The sequence below is a fragment of the Bacillus sp. MZGC1 genome (genome assembly GCF_002998605.1).
Lineage (GTDB): Bacteria > Bacillota > Bacilli > Bacillales > Bacillaceae > Bacillus.
Genome location: NZ_PVRE01000001.1, coordinates 867,401 through 884,040 on the forward strand (window position 1 = coordinate 867,401; position 16,640 = coordinate 884,040).

Below are 16,640 nucleotides of genomic sequence, written 5' to 3' on the forward strand. Positions count from 1 at the left end.
GTTCCACTACGTAAAATAGTGTTATCAAGGGAGGAGATTGTCATTCGAATTTCAATCGTTACAGGCGGATCAAAAGGATTTGGTCTAGCACTTGTGAACCGGCTGCTTTCACGCGGGGACCATGTGTATACGGCAGCAAGAAGTGCATCGCCGATTTACCATCCGGAGCTCACACATACACAGGTCGACCTGACAGATGAGAAAGCAGCAGCCAAATGGCTTCAAGATAGTCTCACGCCGCAAACACTGGCAGCTGCTGATGACATCTTATTCGTCAATAATGCAGGCATGGTGACACCTATCAAACGTGTGGGGCAAGGCGGACAGGATACGCTTCATCAGCATTATACGTTGAATCTTGTCATCCCTGTTTTGCTGAGCCATGTTTTTACCAAGCAGACTCAATCATATAGCGGAAAGAAAACGATCGTTCACCTTTCTTCTGGAGCGGCGAAAAACCCTTATAAAGGCTGGAGTGCGTATTGCAGCTCAAAGGCAGGACTTGATATGTTTATGAGGACTTTGCATGAGGAACAGCAGGACGAGGCGTATCCAATCAACACGTTTTCATTTTCCCCCGGCACCATTGATACAGATATGCAGGGGGAGATTCGGAAGTCATCAAAACAGGACTTCGAACAAATTGACCGTTTTCAGCAATTATATGAAACAGGCACGCTGAAGAGTCCAGATGAAGTCGCAGGTATTTTGCTCGATCTTTTAGCGGATGATCCAGCTGGCGGATGCGTATACGATGCACGTGAGTATGTGAAAAAGCAGTCATAACGACTGTAGCAGCGTGAAGACAAACCCTCGCATTCGGTGTCAGTCCTGCATGCCGGTGCTCACGAATCTCAAATTCGCTCCGCGCCAGCTAGACTTCAAGGGTTTTCATATCACACTGTAAAGAAGAAAAAAGCAGTCATCACGACTGCTTTTTTTCGTCTTGTACAAGCAAAACCAGCTGATTTGACATAAGCTAATCTTGAGACTCATAGAAAATATAACAGAACATTTGAGTTTCTTTTCAGAATATGTTAGGATGCTAAAAATATAGATAAGGAGGGGTTTCCATGAGAAAGGTTACATTAATGGATGTTTACACCCATCCAGTTGCTCAAAAGTATTTAAATCGTTCAGGAAAAGCCCATGCGATTGCTTGTGCTTATCACGCATTCAAGCTGGCGATGCAGGCGGGAATTAACCCAGATCTGGCTGTGAAAGCAGCACTCTTGCATGATATCGGCCACTATGAATGGTATACAGCCGGCGGAGAATGGGATTACGAGACATATAGAAGAAATGATATTCATGCCATTAAAGGTGCAGAGCGGGCACACAAACTGCTCATACGGCTCGGGGAGGAACCAAAAGCAGCCAAAGATATTGCACTTGCGATTCTGCTTCATACGGATTCATATTTGCCAGAGGGCGACCTCCATAAGGACACACTCCAGCAAATTGTGAAGAAAGCAGATGAAATGGATGAAGAGCCTGGCGGACACCACCATTACAGACAAATAGACGAATCATTGGCAATGAAAAAGATTGCCGATTTGGATCAGAAAGTGCAGCAGGCACTCCAGCCCATGAAACGCTCTGTTTAGTATGGAATGTCTCCATGAATCGTTCCGTGCTGATCGACATACAACGTGCGAATAACGGTACGGTTAAACGCAGATGTTCCTGACGTAGTGAGTCCGGTGTAATGCACCGTGACGGAATAAGCACCTTCTTTTTTCAATTGAATGGCTGATGAGGTACTTGTTTTCAGTGGATGATCCTTTTGTGCATCTTTAAAGTAATTGGTTTCCACTGATTTGCTTAACCGTTTAATCAGACCGCTTGAATGGGTCGATGCATCCCCTGACTTCGATGCAGCTGCTTTAATTTCTTCATTTAATGGTGAATCAAAGGATACAAGCAGCAGATAAGGAGCCTTTTTTCCTGAATTCGATCGAATCGTCCATTTTCCAGGAACGGGCTTATTGATTTGCACATGGTGTGAATATGCGCCTTCATATGGGAAAGATGCTTCCGATGTCTTAAGGTTTGTTAAGACGTCTCCATTTGGGGCGATGATTTCTGGCCGCGTCTCCTGCCTTTCATTTAACCACTGAATCGATAAGCCATTCGTTCCTTCCTCTACATAGAACGCTTCTGTTTTATCCTTTTCACTTTCTCCACCTTTCACATAAACATCTGTATTCAGCTCAGCAGAAACGGGCTCTTGTTCCTCTTTATTTTCATTTTCAGCGCTTGCGACATTTGCCATAAGCTGATGCTGGAACACAGGAAACATACTTGTGCCGTTTTTGATTGAATGATGATCCCATTTTCCTGTTAAAATATTGTTTGCATACGATAGTCTTGTGCTGTTTACCGTGACGGCGCCATCATTTGCACCAAAGCTCTTTAAATACATGCCGCCTAAATACAGCACACCGCCAAATGTTCCCCATTCCGAGCCAGAGTAGGTGACATATTTATTGGGAAACGCCTCCAGCTGGTCGGTTTCACTTCGAAAAGCCGCCATCAGACCGGTTTGCAAAGAATAAAGCGCGTCGCTTTTTTGTCCAAGAATTTGCGCGAGCCAGCTTCCGCCCTTGCTATACGCTAGATCCGCAAGCGGTGTCCCGTTATGAGGAGAGCCGAGAGTAATGACCTTTTCCACATAGGGATGGGCTTTGAAATACACCAGTGCGGACTGTGTATCGACCCCGCCTTTACTATGACCAATCACAATGAGTTTTCTACCAAACGCATCATAGATTTCTTTGAGCTTTTCTGCTAATAGTTTGCCGTTCTTTTTCATGTCCTGATCTGGATGCAAATCTATGAATGCGCTTTCGTATCCGTTCAGAACAGCCTGCTTTGCCATATCGTTTCGATCGGACCAAGTGGAGGAGGAGCTGTTAATGCCATGAACAAAAACAAGTGGTGGTTTTGATTCGTCTTTTTGAACGGGCTCTTCTCCTTTAAACCACTTCCCCGGCGTCCCAGGTGGATCTCCAATTGTGCCTGCATACGCATAACTTGCAGAGGATAGAAAGAGCATGACAGCAACAATACAGATGAGTTTTTTCAAGACAATTCACCTCTTCGAATGATTTAAATTGTTGGCAGCACCAATCTATTATACTTCTAAAAAATGTAAAAACGCACTATTTGTAAAAATATGGTATTAATGTTGTGGGTTTGCCCTGAGTGACATTCACATGGGTTCATGCATACGCTGTGGGTAAATACACAAGTAAAGGGGCAGGTAGGATGGCACAACAAGGAAGTCCACAGCTTGTTTCATTAGTTGATCCATATGTTTATCAAACATTGCAGAAAGTGGTCGGTATGAGATTAATTGTGCAAACAGTGAAAGATACGGTGCGTGGGAAATTGAAGGAAGTTATGCCGGATCATATTGTGATTGAAGCGGGGGCGAAATCAGTTTTTTATGTGCGGATCCAGCAAATCGTGTCGGTGATGCCTGATCACAGTGAAAGAGTGTAACAAGCAGACGCATAGATGTCTGCTTTTTTTCATGCTTATAGAATGTATATCTGGAAAAAGTGCATGATATACCAATTGTTCTTTTTTTTTCAAAAAATGAGGTTCTAAAACAAGAAGCAGTTGACAGAAGGTGGGTTGAATAGTAGTTTTTTAATAAGATCAATACGTAACAGGAGGAGCATCTTTGTTAAAATCTAAAGTTCATTTTTGGACATTCCAAATATTACTTGTTTTACTCATTGTCTATGTATCAACTAAGGTTTCGTTTTTATTTCAGCCGATTATTTTATTTGCATCAACACTGTTTGTCCCCATCTTACTGGCGGGTATTCTCTTTTTCATCTTTAATCCAATTGTTCGATTTTTGTCCAAGAAAATTCCTAGGACACTCGCTATCCTGATCATTTATCTCCTGTTCATTGGACTCATCACGTTCATCGTCAATGCTGCTGGACCGGTGATTGTCTCGCAGGTCGGTGGACTTGTCAAAAGCTTCCCTGGTTATGTGACGGACATGCAGAAGTTTATCAATGACTTTTCGCATTCTAAAACATTTACTTGGATGATGAACCAAGATTATGTGTCTGTCTCAAAATTTGAACAGACGATCGTTTCGACATTAAAAGATTTGCCGGAAAATATCGCTTCAAGTATGTCTGCTGTGTTTGGCGTGATTGCCAATATCGCTTTAGCCGTCATCACAGTTCCGTTCATTTTGTTTTATATGCTGAAAGACGGGCATAAGTTTCCGGACAAGCTCGTTCAATTTTTGCCAATGCCTTACCGTAAGGAAGGGTTGAAAATTTTTAAAGAATTAAACGACACACTTGCGGCTTACATACAGGGGCAGATTGTTGTCTGTTTATTTGTTGGAGTGGCTTGTTTTATCGGATACTTATTAATTGGTGTGAAATATGCGCTTATTCTCGGTATTATCATTGCGGTCACAAATGTGATCCCGTACCTTGGACCATATCTTGGCGCGGCACCAGCTGTGCTGATTGCCTTTCTTGATTCGCCTGGAAAAGCAGTGGTGACAGTGATTGTGATTCTTGTCGTTCAGCAAATTGACGGAAATGTCATTTCTCCATTGATCATTGGGAAACGCCTTAACACACACCCTTTGACCATTATCCTGCTGTTAATTGGGGCAGGAAGCTTTGGCGGCATCCTTGGCATGATCTTTGCGGTTCCTGTCTATGCACTGCTCAAAGCGATCACCTTGAATATTGTCAGATTGGTTCAGCTGCGTCAGCGGTCTCGTAAAGAACAGCATTTAAACGTATAGGGCAGATGCACAACTTTTCCCTTTTTGCATAAGATGGTTGACATAAGCAGATAGGGGGAGATTCTGATGCCTGCAATCGTTGGACCTATTCATATCGAGTCATTAGGAGGAAACGGTGCAGCTACTTTCGGTGATGTACTGGCCATTGCCCCTTTGGCTGTAAACCACTCCACTGGCGGGGCGGGAGCCTTTAATTCAGGTGATTATATGTCTCTTACAAGTGATCCTAATGCGACGATGCTTTGGGACTTCACATTGTTTGACCAGCCTCAATCATTTAATGCATAGAAAGACAGCTGGTGATCAAATATCAGCTGTCTTTTTTTATTTGTGATACACGTATTGTTGAGCTGGGCAAATGATGTGGATAGAAAAGGTGGTGGACAATGCCAGCGATTGTTGGACCTATTCATATAGATCGTGTGTACGGAAATGGGGCGGCACATTTCGGCGGTGTTTTTCCCATTTCGCCAAAAAGTGTTGATTACTCCGCCGGTGGTTCAGGTACCTATCATGCAGGGGACCTCGTCCAATTTTTTAACAGTCCAAACGTCACATTTGTTTGGGATTTAAATCTTATTAGTCAGCAAAGAGCTTCAATGCGTAGCCAGCTTTGAAAGGGATTTCCTTTTCAGAAGCTGTCTTTTTTTATGGTACAATGGATATGGATGTAAGAAGAAAAAAGAGGTGTGAACAGAGTCAAATGAAAATTAGAAAAGCACACATCACAAGCCGGCAACCAAAGACCTACAATGTATATTTACATGAAAATAAAAAAGAATATAAAACGCTTGTTGCCGTACCTGACATTGAATGGAGTATATCCATTGCGTACGAGGACGAAAAAGAGCAGCTGATCCATACGCTCGAGCAATCCTTAATGGAAAGAGCAGAAACAGACGAAGCCCGTGAGCTTGCACTAAAGATTGTGCACTGGGTCACAGAAATGTAAATTTTAAAACCAGGAGTGAAAACAGCGATGAAAGAAGAATCCGTAGACTTTTATTTGCAGCAAGGAATATTTGGACATGCTGAAACAAAACCCGATGAACGAAGAATGTTTCTCGGTTCATTAAGGGAACGAGCGCTTCTCGCCCTGACAAAGGGACAGGTATTACGAAATAAACCGTATCAAGAGGTAGAACAAGTCTTAAAGTCCAACCGTCAGGCCACTGTTCTTTTAAATGGTGAGTTGTCCTATGCATCTTATTCTCAATATGTGAAAATGGCTAATGCCGCTGGTTGTTCCTTTAAAGTGGTGAATCATTATGAGGCGCATTCTCCTTTTGGTCTTGTGATAGAGCTATCAAATGCGGTCAATCAAGAGCACATCTATATAGAAGATGAGCTGTTTCAGAAGGCTTTTTCTCACGAATCTGTTGAATAGGTTTCCCTAGTGAAATGAATAGGCTATAATGAGTCAAAAGAGCATATGGGAGAGATGCGGATGGGCAAAGCATTGGTTTGTATTGATTATACCGTTGATTTTGTTGCAGACGATGGAAAATTGACATGCGGAAAGCCTGGACAGGCGATTGAGCCTAAGGTCACAGAGATCACTTCTTCGTTTATTGATGAAGGACACTTTGTCGTCTTTGCAGTCGATCATCATGAAGAGCAGGACCCTTATCATCCAGAGACAAAGTTATTTCCGCCCCATAATATTCGCGGGACAAAGGGAATTGAACTTTATGGCAAACTAAGTTCACTATTTCACACGTCAAAACATTTAAAGCATGTCTACTATATGGAAAAAACAAGATACTCTGCTTTTGCAGGCACTCAATTAGAAATGAAACTGCGCGAACGCGGCATCACTGAACTTCATTTAGCCGGCGTATGTACCGATATTTGTGTACTTCATACAGCTGTTGATGCGTACAATAAAGGCTTCGAACTTGTGATTCACCAGAATGCTGTAGCGAGTTTTAATGAAGCGGGGCACGAGTGGGCACTTTCTCACTTTGAGCAGTCGCTTGGTGCGAAAGTGGTTAAGTAAGGGAAGGAGAATGGAAGTTGGAGCATCGGTTTATTGACGACAGTTTATCACTACATACAGATCTTTATCAAATTAACATGGCAGAAACGTATTGGAGAGACGGCATTCATGAGAAGAAGGCAGTTTTTGAACTCTTCTTCAGAAAGCTTCCATTTGACAATGGCTTCGCTGTATTTGCTGGTTTAGAGAAAGCGATTGAATATTTATCGGACTTCTCCTTCACCGAAAGTGATCTAGCGTATTTAAAAGATGAACTCGGTTATAAAAGCGATTTCATTGATTATTTAAGCGGGTTGTCCTTTACAGGAACACTTCATTCAATGCGTGAAGGCGAAATTGTCTTTGCAAATGAACCGATTATGCGCATCGAGGCAACGCTTGTAGAAGCGCAGCTAATCGAAACAGCCTTGCTGAATATCGTGAATTTCCAAACACTGATCGCAACAAAGGCGGCTCGGATTAAAGGAATCATTGAAGATGAGACAGCACTAGAATTCGGAACAAGACGTGCGCATGAAATGGATGCAGCGATGTGGGGAGCAAGAGCGGCACTCATCGGCGGCTTCCAGGCGACAAGTAATGTTCGTGCTGGGAAGCGCTTCAACATTCCAGTGTCAGGAACTCATGCCCATGCGCTTGTACAAGCATACCGCGATGAATATACGGCATTTAAAAAATATGCTGAAACCCATACAGACTGTGTCTTTTTAGTCGATACGTATGATACCGTGAGATCCGGTATTCCGAATGCCATTAAGGTAGCGAAAGAATTCGGAGACAAAATCAACTTTATTGGTGTCAGACTTGATAGCGGTGACCTTGCATACTTGTCTAAAAAAGCTAGAACGATGCTGGATGATGCAGGATTCCATGATGCAAAAGTCATTGCATCGAGCGATCTTGATGAACATACCATCATGAATTTAAAAGCACAGGGTGCCAAAATTGATGTGTGGGGTGTTGGGACAAAGCTGATCACAGCATTTGATCAGCCAGCTCTTGGTGCAGTGTATAAACTCGTATCTATTGAAGAAAATGGAAAAATGAACGATACCATTAAAATTTCGTCTAACCCAGAGAAAGTGACAACACCAGGACGTAAACGTGTGTACCGCATCATCAATCAATTGAATCATCATTCTGAGGGTGACTACATTGCGCTCGAAGAGGAAGATGTTCATAGTGAGGATAAACTGAAAATGTTCCACCCTGTGCATACATTTATCAGCAAATTTGTTACAAACTTTGTGGCTAAGGATCTTCATGTCCCTATTTTCGAACAAGGAAAACTTGTATATGACAATCCGGATATTCAAACGATTCAAGCCTATGTGCAGGATAGCCTCGGACTTTTCTGGGAGGAATATAAACGAATCAGCAAACCAGAAGAATATCCAGTCGATTTGAGTCAAAAATGCTGGGATAACAAGATGCAGTTTATCCATGACGTGAAAAATAAAATTAAAAAAGAGCTTTATGAAAGCTAATTGGAAGAAAAGGAGATCATCAAGCCGGGTGATCTCTTTTTTTATTTTTTGACCGATTCAAAGTGAACCATAAGCACAATCATTTGGTATACTGAAAGCACATCTTGTTTGTCATTGCATAAAGGAGGATTGGAGCAGTTGAGGGTGTTTGTTGCGAGACAGCCTATTTTTAACAGAAAAGAACAAGTCGTATCATATGAGCTGCTTTATAGAGATAGTGAAACCAATACATATAGCGCTGAAGACGGTGACCAAGCGACAACGGACCTCATTATAAATAGCTTTTTAAATATCGGTATCGAAACATTGACAGAGGGCAAACGATGCTACATTAATTTCACCGAAAGCTTACTTTCGTCTGATCTGCTCACCTATTTTGATCCGCATCAGCTTGTGATCGAGATATTAGAAAATGTACCGATTACCCCGGCACTTATTATGAGATGTAAGCAGTTAAAAAAATGGGGATATACGATTGCACTTGATGATTTTTTTCTAAGCGGAACACATTTTAGTGACAAGTTGCTTGACGAACTCCTCTATTGCATTGATATTTTAAAAATTGACTTTCTGAAGACCACATCGGAAGAACGAAGAAATATTCTACATACGTATAAAAAATATCGACTTCGCTTCCTTGCAGAAAAGGTGGAAACGCGAAGAGAGTATGAAGAAGCGCTAGAAGCCGGCTTCCATTTGTTTCAAGGGTATTTCTTTAGCGAGCCTCGTGTCATATCAGGACGAGCATTATCGACCAGCTTCCATGCGTACCACCAGCTCTTAAATGAGCTGAGCAAGGAACAGCCGAATATCCAGGTCGTGACCCATTTTATTGAAAGTGACCTTTCGCTGTCATATCAATTATTAAAAATGCTGAATTCAGGCGGCATGAGACGTCTTTATCAAATCAAAAGTATCCGGCAGGCGATTATCCTGCTTGGGTTTAATGAAATTCGGCGCTGGATCTTTATTCTTTCATTTAAAGAACTGAATGTCCAAGCCAACTCAAGCCAAAAAGAAATTATCAAAATGTCATTCATTCGGGCGAAAACGTGTGAACTGATTGCGAGTCGTACTGAACGAGAGCACCCAGCCTCTTATATGCTGACAGGTATGTTTTCTCTCATTGATACGCTTGTCAGGGCAGATATTACAGAACTTGTGAAAGAGCTGCCGCTTTCTGATGAAGTTGGCGAGGCACTGCTTGGCTATGAAAATGATTATTCATTTGTGCTAGATGTAGCCAAACGGATTGAACGAAATGAATGGGATGATGAGATGTTAAATGGGGAACTCCCGAAGCAAGAAGCCTACGGCTGTTATATAGAAGCCATTGAATGGTGTCATAAAATGTTTGAATCTTAAGAAAAGCCGCTCACGTCAGAGCGGCTTTTTTTGTTATGCCCACTGTAAAAGAAGAAAAAGTCTGCTAGAGGCGAGAGACAAGTAGATACGAATGCCTTCTGGACTAAAGCGGATGTCAATGCCACTTTTCACACCGATTTGCTTCAGCATTCGGATGACACTTGTCGAATCAGAGCGCTCAGCAGCCTCCATGATGCGCTGTGCAAATGAAAGCGAGCTGGAAATCTGCTGTGTAATGAGTGAAGCATCAGCAACAAGTCGGGCTGATTCTTTTGCGGCTCGTTGAAACGAGTGGGCATCTACTGGAGGAAAAGTCATAGGTGTGCGCGGGGATGCATGGCTCATTGCGGGGACCTGCAAAGCAGGATAAGGAACATAGTAAAACATATGGTCACCTCTTCTCTCATTGACGTGAAATTGGACGGATATCTGTTTTAAATGTATGTAGAAAATCAGAATAAAGAATCAAAATGATCTTTCTATCTTTATAAATCCAACATAAAAATAGGTACTTTTGCGGTCAATTTCGGTGAATGTCGCCAAAAAATTGCGGTGTCCACAATAGGGTCTGTCGTCTGACCTATAACACGCAAAACCGAGGATATGGAAGGGATCATACGTTCTGATGTGAGAAAAGTGTGACGAATGATGCCTATTCTTGTCGCAAAAATGACGCAGTTCCTTTGAAATTGAGATAAAAGTATGATTTGAAAAGTCAGAAAATGATGAAAAAAGACCTATTGAATTTTGCGGTATCACGCACACATTTTGTGCATACTTTTCGGTGAAAAAATACTCAATTACATTTACACTGTTAGTAGCAGATCAAATACTTATGACCCAATCACCATACACAAATACATTGATCTTCCAAAAAAGGAGAGTGGAATCGATGGAAAAGTATGAAATCGAAGAACTTAAACAATTATTATGGAAACTTGAAAACGAAATTAGAGAAACAACGGCTTCTCTTCATAACATTAACAAAAGCATTGATCAATACGACAAATATGAATATGTGAAAATTTCTTAAAGACTTGATAATCATCAAGTCTTTTTTTTATCCAAATACATACAAAAAAAGGATATATTATTATATAATTGTTAAATAGTGATGTCAGTGGACATTTGCTCATGTCTTTTTAGTAAAATAAAAGGCGGAAGGGTGAGGTACAAGAGCGAGTATGCTAAACTATCTAGAGAATACAAAAATCAAGCAGAATATGTCTGATTTTATTCAACATGCAGTCAGGCAGAAGGATTTACAACAACTGCTTCTAGAATTTACAGATAGAAAGAATGAATTTCCCTTTGGGCAATTGGCTTACAAGCATTATGAGGCATTTGGCGGACAAGACAAGCAAGCGATTACACAATTGTCAGCAGGGATTGAACTTCTCATCTTATCAGCCGATATATTAGATGATATTGAAGATCAGGACAATGATTCGTATCCTTGGATGAACGTCGACCAAGGAGTGGCCATCAATGCTTCTACGTATTTGTATACGCTGAGTACCCAATTCATCATATCAATAGGTGAAAATGATTCTCAACTAATTGAGAAACTGTTCCAACTCATCAAATGGTCAATGGAAGGACAACATGAGGATTTGCGTCATATGCATGAAACAGAAGAAGAGTGTGTAGAGGTGTTAAGGAAAAAATCAGGATCATTAACAGCTCTTTCTAGTGTACTGGGTGTTTATTTAGCGACGAGAAAAATCAACTCAACTGTGGAATCATATTCAATATGTTATGGTGTTGCTGAACAGATCAGTAACGATTTTTTTGCGTTATTTTCGAAAACAAACGGAGATTTTCTAAAAAAACAAACGCTGGCATTTAGCTATTTACAAAGAGGTTTTAACGATGCCAGTCAAGAGCTTCTTACGTTCTTTTCCGGTCGTTTAGATGAGTCAGAACAAAAGTCATTTCAGCTGAAGCAGAAATTACTTGAAGCTGGTTTGACTCAGTACATGGTATCAATGAGAGAGATTATGCTGTTAAAAATGAGGCAAGGGATTGAACAACTTGATTTACCTAAAACAAATAAGGAACAATTGTATGCATTTATGACAAAGGAGGGCAATGATTGAACATTCAAAATGTTATTGCATATTTAATGAATAATCCTAGTGTTGTGAATGAATTGGACTTAGGGAATGCAAGTTTAATTCACACAGATGAGCAAACCATGAAAGCAATCATTCAGGGCATTAAAAAAGGGCAAATGTCTGCAGATTATATATGGTACTATAAATGATACTATTCATTTAAAAATGATTTAAAAGTTCTCCAGTTAAGGATGTTTTATACATGAAGATAACTTATACGAAACTATCTGCTTTTTTGGTTTTTCTGTCTTTTTTATTTGTGATCTATGTTTCATATATTTATGTATTTGATATTTTTAATGGAGCACATGTAGCGGAGAACAAGAACGGTCAAGCAGAAGTTGTCAAAGTTGAATATCTTTCTTTAGCCTACACATCAGGATTAGAAGAAGGAGATATTATACTTAAAATCAATGGGGAACCTGCTAACAACAAAGATCATTTGATCAATGGTGAGCTTAGGAATGTGCAAAGAATTGATATTCAAAGAGGCAACCAAATGATCACCCTTAAAAATAAGACATTGATTGGTCAAGAAAGTTTATTTGTCTATTTAATTCCTCTCGTCCTGTATTCAATTTGTTTATTTTGTATCTTCTTTATCATTAGAATTAACAAAGAGGTCCAACGAAAATCAGCATTTCTTTTAGTTTTATTTTTATTAACGATTTGTATCGGATATCTTAGTGCAGGTACTTCAGGTATTGGTGATAGATTTAGCCATTATGTGATCACATTTTGTTTATCAAGTGTATTTATCTTTTATATTCATTTCATTTATCAATATTTCAAAGAATTTGACCTGCGTATAACGACTAAAAATATGATACGTATTTTATACAGTCTTCCACTAATTAATCTGGTGATAGAGCTAGCAGTTCCAATAGATTCAGCGATAGCAAGATACATGCCAAGTTTAAATCTTTTATTCTTTTTCGCTTCTATTATCATGTCATTCAAAGTGATTATCAATGGAATGCGGAAATATAAAGAGACAGAGCAGGGATCTGTTTTAAAGTTTTTTGTCATGATTAATATCATAGCCTTTTGTCCATTTATATTTTTATTTGCAATTCCATATGTTTTATTTCGTATTTATGTGGTAGATCCCTTTTTCTTAACTTCTTTTGTCTTGCTCATTCCTTTTTCACTCGTGTATCAATTCATGACAAACAAGCTTTACAATATGGATTTTTTGATTAGTAGACTGAAATACTATGGCTTTCTAGCCATCACACCGACCATTTTTGTTGTTGTCACGTTTTATATTCTGCAAAAACCAGAAGATTTGAAGTACACGCTGAAGCTCGCATTAATCACCTACGCGCTCATGCTGGCTGTTTTCTATTTCAAAGAAATTCTAGATTTCCGTTTTCGTCTGAAGCGTTTTTCAGAGAAGCATAATTACCAGGACAGCGTGTTTAAATTTACGCAGCTTATTCGTGAGGCGTCATCACTTCATCAAGTGCTGTATCATTTGAAATACACCATTTTAGAAGTGCTTGTTGTTAATAAAGCCTTTGTGCTTGAAGTGAAGCCAGATGGACAGATTGAAGAGATTGATGAATCTTCAGGTGATAGCAATCTATGGAAAGAGTATGTGGATCAATTTCAGGATATTTTAGGGGAAGTCGGGAAAATCATTGAGCTTGATAAAGGGTTTATGATGAAAATTGGCGAGCGGGGCGGTCACTCGTTTATGATTTGCTGTTTATCCAATTTACAGACACCGAAATTGACGCGTGATGAGATTTCTTGGCTGAAAACATTGGCTTTTTATACAAGTGTCAGTTTAGAAAATGTCGTCAAGATCGAAGAATTGATGGAGCATCTTGAAGATTTGAAGCAGCGTGAAGCGAATCCTGCTTGGCTGAAAAAAGTCATGTTTGCGATGGAAGAAAAACAGCGCTCCGATTTAGCAAGGGATCTTCATGATTCCGTGCTGCAGGATTTGATATCACTGAAAAGACAGTCAGAGATGTTTTTAACGAATTTCCAAAACGATCAATGCCCAACGTCTATTGAACAATCGCTTATCTCATGGAATGAACAAATGTCTAAGGTGATTCAAACCACGAGAGAAACATGTCATGAACTTCGGCCGCAGCTGCTGTACGATTTAGGTTTAGTCAAGGCGATGTCGAAGCTGACTTCTCAAATTCAGGAGGAAGCACCGTTTCATATCCGGCTGAATACAACACGCTTTGATAAAGAACTGGACATTGATATTGATTCACAGCTGAATATTTACCGAATTGTTCAGGAGCTGTTATCCAATGCCCTGAAGCACTCCCAAGCCACTCAAGTGTTAGTGATGCTGATTTGTATTAAAGATCAGGTTGTTCTTCACTACGAGGATGATGGAGTCGGTTTTGATGCAAGCCATCTTGATCAGCACACCATGAGCATGGGCCTCTCGGGAATCAGAGAACGAGTCAAGGCGTTAAATGGGAAGCTTCACATTCACACAGCCCCAGAAAAAGGACTGAAGGTGAAAATTGAAATGGAATTGTAACGATTTATTAAGGAATAAGACTTGGCATCTGCCAAGTCTTTTATATAAAATGGAAGTGAGTGATTTAAAGGGAGGAAGACATGAAGAAGATATTGGTCATTGATGATCATCCGGCTGTCATGGAAGGGACAAAAAGCATATTAGAATCAGATCAGCAGCTATCAGTCGATTGTTTAAGTCCTGATGCAGAAGCCGCCTTTTTAAAGACGCATGACTTTTCCATCTATGATGTGATTTTGATGGATTTAAATCTCGGGGATATCAATGGAATGGACATTGCGAAACAAATTCTAGAAACCAACCAGCAAGTGAAAATTATCATTTATACAGGGTATGAAGTAGATGATTATTTTGAAGAGGCCATTCGGGCTGGATTGCACGGTGCAATTAGTAAAACAGAGACAAAAGACAAAATTATTGAATACATACACCGCACATTGCAAGGAGAAGTTGTCATTCAGCTATCCTATTTAAAGAAATTAATTTCACAGCAGCAAGAAAAGCCAGAACAGGCGCAGCAGACCGATCATGAGCTGTTAACAGAGCGAGAGTGTTTGATCCTCAGAGAAGTGGAAAAAGGATACACGAACCAAGAGATTGCCGATGTGCTTCATTTGAGCAAACGCTCGATTGAATACAGCTTGACGTCCATCTTTAATAAGCTGAATGTTGGCTCTCGAACCGAAGCGGTGTTAATTGCAAAATCTGAAAGTGTGCTGTAAACGTGTGAAGGGAGAGAACCCTGATGGAAGTGAGTGGATCAAATACACTGCTTGAGGCACTTGGGATTGAGATTGTAGAGTGTAATAAGTCACGATGCGTGGCGACAATGCCAGTCGATCACAGAACAAAACAGCCATTTGGACTGCTGCACGGAGGAGCATCTGCTGCTCTAGCAGAAACAGTGGCAAGCATGGGGGCTGCAGCTCATTTAGACTTAACTCAGCAAGTTTGCTCAGGGATTGAAATCAATGCCAATCATTTAAAATCTGTACGTGATGGAGTAGTGACAGCGACGGCTGTTCCTGTACATGTAGGGCGCCGTACAATGGTATTTCAAATTGATATTAAAGATGATCGGGACCGGCACATCTGTACGTCAAGATGCACACTTGCTGTCATTGATCGCATATAAAAAAGCTCCCGGTGCAGCGGAAGCTTTTTTTAGGTTGGATTGATCCATAAAATGTTTTTTTATAGAAATAAAAGAAGGACCTCACATGTGAGGTCCTTCTTTCGGTTTATAAGTACGAGTCTTCTTTTCGTTTAATCACGAAGTTACGAAAACCACCATAATCATCTTGTACACTTCGTTTGTCCATCTTGACTCCAGTATTGTAGGCGGCTCTTCCGATCAAGTGTGCGCCGACCGGAGCTGTTAAAAAGATAAAGACAATCCCAAGTAGAATCTTCGCAGAAATAATGCCTGCAAGAAACCATTCGTGAAAGAATACCCCAACTAATATGAGGACAACACCAAGTGTCGATGCTTTTGATGCAGCATGCATTCGTGTATAAACATCTGGCAGGCGAAGAACGCCAATGGCTGAAATGAGACAAAGGATGGCGCCAAGCAGGATAAAGAAAATGACAATAGCTTTAGCGATGACGATCATTTTCAATCACTTCCCCTTTCTCAAGGAATTTGGAAAAAGCGACAGTGCCGATAAAGGCAAGGATACCGAGCAGTAAAATAATTTCAAAGAACGTTGTCGTTTTCAGCAAAATGGAAACGATGGCTGTCATCCCAATTAAATTGATTCCTATCGCATCAAGTGCACTTACACGATCAGGAATAGAGGGACCTTTGATAACCCGTATAACAAAAAGAAGGGTGGACAGTGCAAGAATGCCAAGTGACATTTGTAATATGAGCTCCATTACTTACCACTCACCTCCTGAATCGCTTTTTCAAATGAAACCCGGATATCGTGAATGGCTTTTTCTGCATCTTCAATATCCATCGCATGAATGTACAAAATTGAACGATCATCAGAAATATCAATGACGAGTGTACCTGGTGTCAATGTAATCATGTTAGCCAGTATGGTGATTTCCCAATCCGTTTTCAAGTCCGTACGAAAGGCGAAAATACCGGGCTTAATTGTGAGCTTTGGAGATAATACGGTCTTTAATACACTTAAATTGGCAAGAAGCAGCTCCCGAATAAAAATCAATACGAGCTTGAAAATCGCAAAAAGGGCATAGCCGTAAAAACGCTGCGGGAAAAATCGCCGAAACATAAAAATGGCGACCATCCCTAGTACAAAGCCTGATACAAAGTCTGCGGCTCTGTAAGTATCATTCATAAACATCCATGTAAAGGCGAGGAGAGCGTTTAGTAATATTTGAAAGGCCATGT

Annotated in this window: 22 protein-coding genes; 17 read left to right on the top strand and 5 right to left on the bottom strand. The window is 40.5% G+C overall.

The annotated features are described in order from the left end of the window. Positions 1-42: 42 nt before the first annotated feature. Both C6Y06_RS04335 and C6Y06_RS04340 read left to right on the top strand, forming a co-directional pair. On the top strand, positions 43-786 hold the full coding sequence (locus C6Y06_RS04335; RefSeq protein ID WP_034660685.1) for a (S)-benzoin forming benzil reductase: 744 nt from the start codon (positions 43-45) through the stop codon (positions 784-786). 287 nt (positions 787-1,073) lie between these two features. Continuing rightward, on the top strand, positions 1,074-1,607 hold the full coding sequence (locus C6Y06_RS04340) for an HD domain-containing protein (RefSeq protein ID WP_060597222.1): 534 nt from the start codon (positions 1,074-1,076) through the stop codon (positions 1,605-1,607). On the opposite strand, the gene C6Y06_RS04345 is transcribed toward C6Y06_RS04340, so the two are convergent. Further along, positions 1,604-3,088, bottom strand: coding sequence for an esterase/lipase family protein (locus C6Y06_RS04345; RefSeq protein ID WP_034659840.1), 1,485 nt, complete (start codon positions 3,086-3,088; stop codon positions 1,604-1,606). The two genes, C6Y06_RS04340 and C6Y06_RS04345, sit on opposite strands and share 4 nt — an antisense overlap. A gap of 182 nt (positions 3,089-3,270) precedes the next feature. On the opposite strand from C6Y06_RS04345, the gene C6Y06_RS04350 reads away from it, so the two are divergent. The 9 genes from C6Y06_RS04350 to C6Y06_RS04390 all read left to right on the top strand — a co-directional run bounded on the left by C6Y06_RS04350 (position 3,271) and on the right by C6Y06_RS04390 (position 9,646). Then, complete coding sequence (locus tag C6Y06_RS04350) at positions 3,271-3,507, top strand: YuzF family protein (protein ID WP_003213721.1); 237 nt, start codon at positions 3,271-3,273, stop codon at positions 3,505-3,507. A gap of 184 nt (positions 3,508-3,691) precedes the next feature. Further along, on the top strand, positions 3,692-4,795 hold the full coding sequence (locus C6Y06_RS04355) for an AI-2E family transporter (protein ID WP_034659839.1): 1,104 nt from the start codon (positions 3,692-3,694) through the stop codon (positions 4,793-4,795). 66 nt (positions 4,796-4,861) lie between these two features. Beyond that, positions 4,862-5,083 carry a spore germination protein gene (locus C6Y06_RS04360; protein ID WP_034659837.1) on the top strand — a complete coding sequence of 74 codons (222 nt, stop codon included), beginning with the start codon at positions 4,862-4,864 and terminating at the stop codon, positions 5,081-5,083. 98 nt (positions 5,084-5,181) lie between these two features. Beyond that, complete coding sequence (locus tag C6Y06_RS04365; RefSeq protein ID WP_106036551.1) at positions 5,182-5,412, top strand: spore germination protein; 231 nt, start codon at positions 5,182-5,184, stop codon at positions 5,410-5,412. Between the two features lie 86 nt (positions 5,413-5,498). Continuing rightward, complete coding sequence (locus C6Y06_RS04370; protein ID WP_034660684.1) at positions 5,499-5,747, top strand: YueH family protein; 249 nt, start codon at positions 5,499-5,501, stop codon at positions 5,745-5,747. A gap of 27 nt (positions 5,748-5,774) precedes the next feature. Next, positions 5,775-6,182, top strand: coding sequence for a YueI family protein (locus C6Y06_RS04375; protein WP_034659833.1), 408 nt, complete (start codon positions 5,775-5,777; stop codon positions 6,180-6,182). Positions 6,183-6,242: 60 nt separating this feature from the next. Continuing rightward, positions 6,243-6,794, top strand: a complete 552-nt coding sequence (locus C6Y06_RS04380) for a cysteine hydrolase family protein (RefSeq protein WP_034659832.1) — start codon at positions 6,243-6,245, stop codon at positions 6,792-6,794. Between the two features lie 17 nt (positions 6,795-6,811). Then, positions 6,812-8,281 (top strand): nicotinate phosphoribosyltransferase, encoded by a 1,470-nt coding sequence (locus C6Y06_RS04385; RefSeq protein WP_034659831.1) that lies wholly within the window; start codon positions 6,812-6,814, stop codon positions 8,279-8,281. 138 nt (positions 8,282-8,419) lie between these two features. Continuing rightward, on the top strand, positions 8,420-9,646 hold the full coding sequence (locus C6Y06_RS04390; RefSeq protein WP_106036552.1) for an EAL and HDOD domain-containing protein: 1,227 nt from the start codon (positions 8,420-8,422) through the stop codon (positions 9,644-9,646). Positions 9,647-9,679: 33 nt separating this feature from the next. Here the strand turns inward: C6Y06_RS04390 and C6Y06_RS04395 are convergent, their stop codons facing one another. After that, positions 9,680-10,033 carry a YuzC family spore coat inner layer protein gene (locus tag C6Y06_RS04395; RefSeq protein ID WP_095285836.1) on the bottom strand — a complete coding sequence of 118 codons (354 nt, stop codon included), beginning with the start codon at positions 10,031-10,033 and terminating at the stop codon, positions 9,680-9,682. 505 nt (positions 10,034-10,538) lie between these two features. Between C6Y06_RS04395 and degQ the strand changes: the two genes are divergently transcribed. From degQ to C6Y06_RS04425, 6 genes are all read left to right on the top strand, one after another. Then, positions 10,539-10,679: a degradation enzyme regulation protein DegQ gene (gene degQ / locus C6Y06_RS04400; RefSeq protein WP_003213123.1), complete on the top strand. Its 141-nt coding sequence runs from the start codon at positions 10,539-10,541 to the stop codon at positions 10,677-10,679. A gap of 151 nt (positions 10,680-10,830) precedes the next feature. After that, a complete protein-coding gene (locus tag C6Y06_RS04405) occupies positions 10,831-11,745 on the top strand; it encodes a polyprenyl synthetase family protein (RefSeq protein WP_034659828.1) in 915 nt (304 codons plus the stop codon). Continuing rightward, a complete protein-coding gene (locus C6Y06_RS04410; RefSeq protein ID WP_080869541.1) occupies positions 11,742-11,912 on the top strand; it encodes a competence pheromone ComX in 171 nt (56 codons plus the stop codon). The genes C6Y06_RS04405 and C6Y06_RS04410 overlap by 4 nt, the downstream gene beginning before the upstream one ends. 53 nt (positions 11,913-11,965) lie before the next feature. After that, entirely contained in the window at positions 11,966-14,278 is a 2,313-nt protein-coding gene (locus C6Y06_RS04415; protein WP_034659826.1) for an ATP-binding protein, read from the top strand. Between the two features lie 80 nt (positions 14,279-14,358). Next, positions 14,359-15,000 (top strand): two-component system response regulator ComA, encoded by a 642-nt coding sequence (gene comA, locus C6Y06_RS04420; RefSeq protein ID WP_058013793.1) that lies wholly within the window; start codon positions 14,359-14,361, stop codon positions 14,998-15,000. Between the two features lie 23 nt (positions 15,001-15,023). Next, on the top strand, positions 15,024-15,413 hold the full coding sequence (locus tag C6Y06_RS04425; protein ID WP_034659822.1) for a hotdog fold thioesterase: 390 nt from the start codon (positions 15,024-15,026) through the stop codon (positions 15,411-15,413). A 106-nt stretch (positions 15,414-15,519) separates the two neighbouring features. Here the strand turns inward: C6Y06_RS04425 and mnhG are convergent, their stop codons facing one another. Genes mnhG through C6Y06_RS04440 form a run of 3 tightly spaced genes read right to left on the bottom strand, consistent with a single transcriptional unit; the run spans position 15,520 to position 16,638 of the window. Beyond that, a complete protein-coding gene (gene mnhG / locus C6Y06_RS04430) occupies positions 15,520-15,894 on the bottom strand; it encodes a monovalent cation/H(+) antiporter subunit G (protein ID WP_003213369.1) in 375 nt (124 codons plus the stop codon). Beyond that, positions 15,878-16,159: a Na(+)/H(+) antiporter subunit F1 gene (locus C6Y06_RS04435; protein ID WP_008345849.1), complete on the bottom strand. Its 282-nt coding sequence runs from the start codon at positions 16,157-16,159 to the stop codon at positions 15,878-15,880. Before C6Y06_RS04435 ends, mnhG begins: the two co-directional genes overlap by 17 nt. Next, on the bottom strand, positions 16,159-16,638 hold the full coding sequence (locus tag C6Y06_RS04440) for a Na+/H+ antiporter subunit E (RefSeq protein ID WP_034659819.1): 480 nt from the start codon (positions 16,636-16,638) through the stop codon (positions 16,159-16,161). Before C6Y06_RS04440 ends, C6Y06_RS04435 begins: the two co-directional genes overlap by 1 nt. Positions 16,639-16,640: the final 2 nt, after the last annotated feature.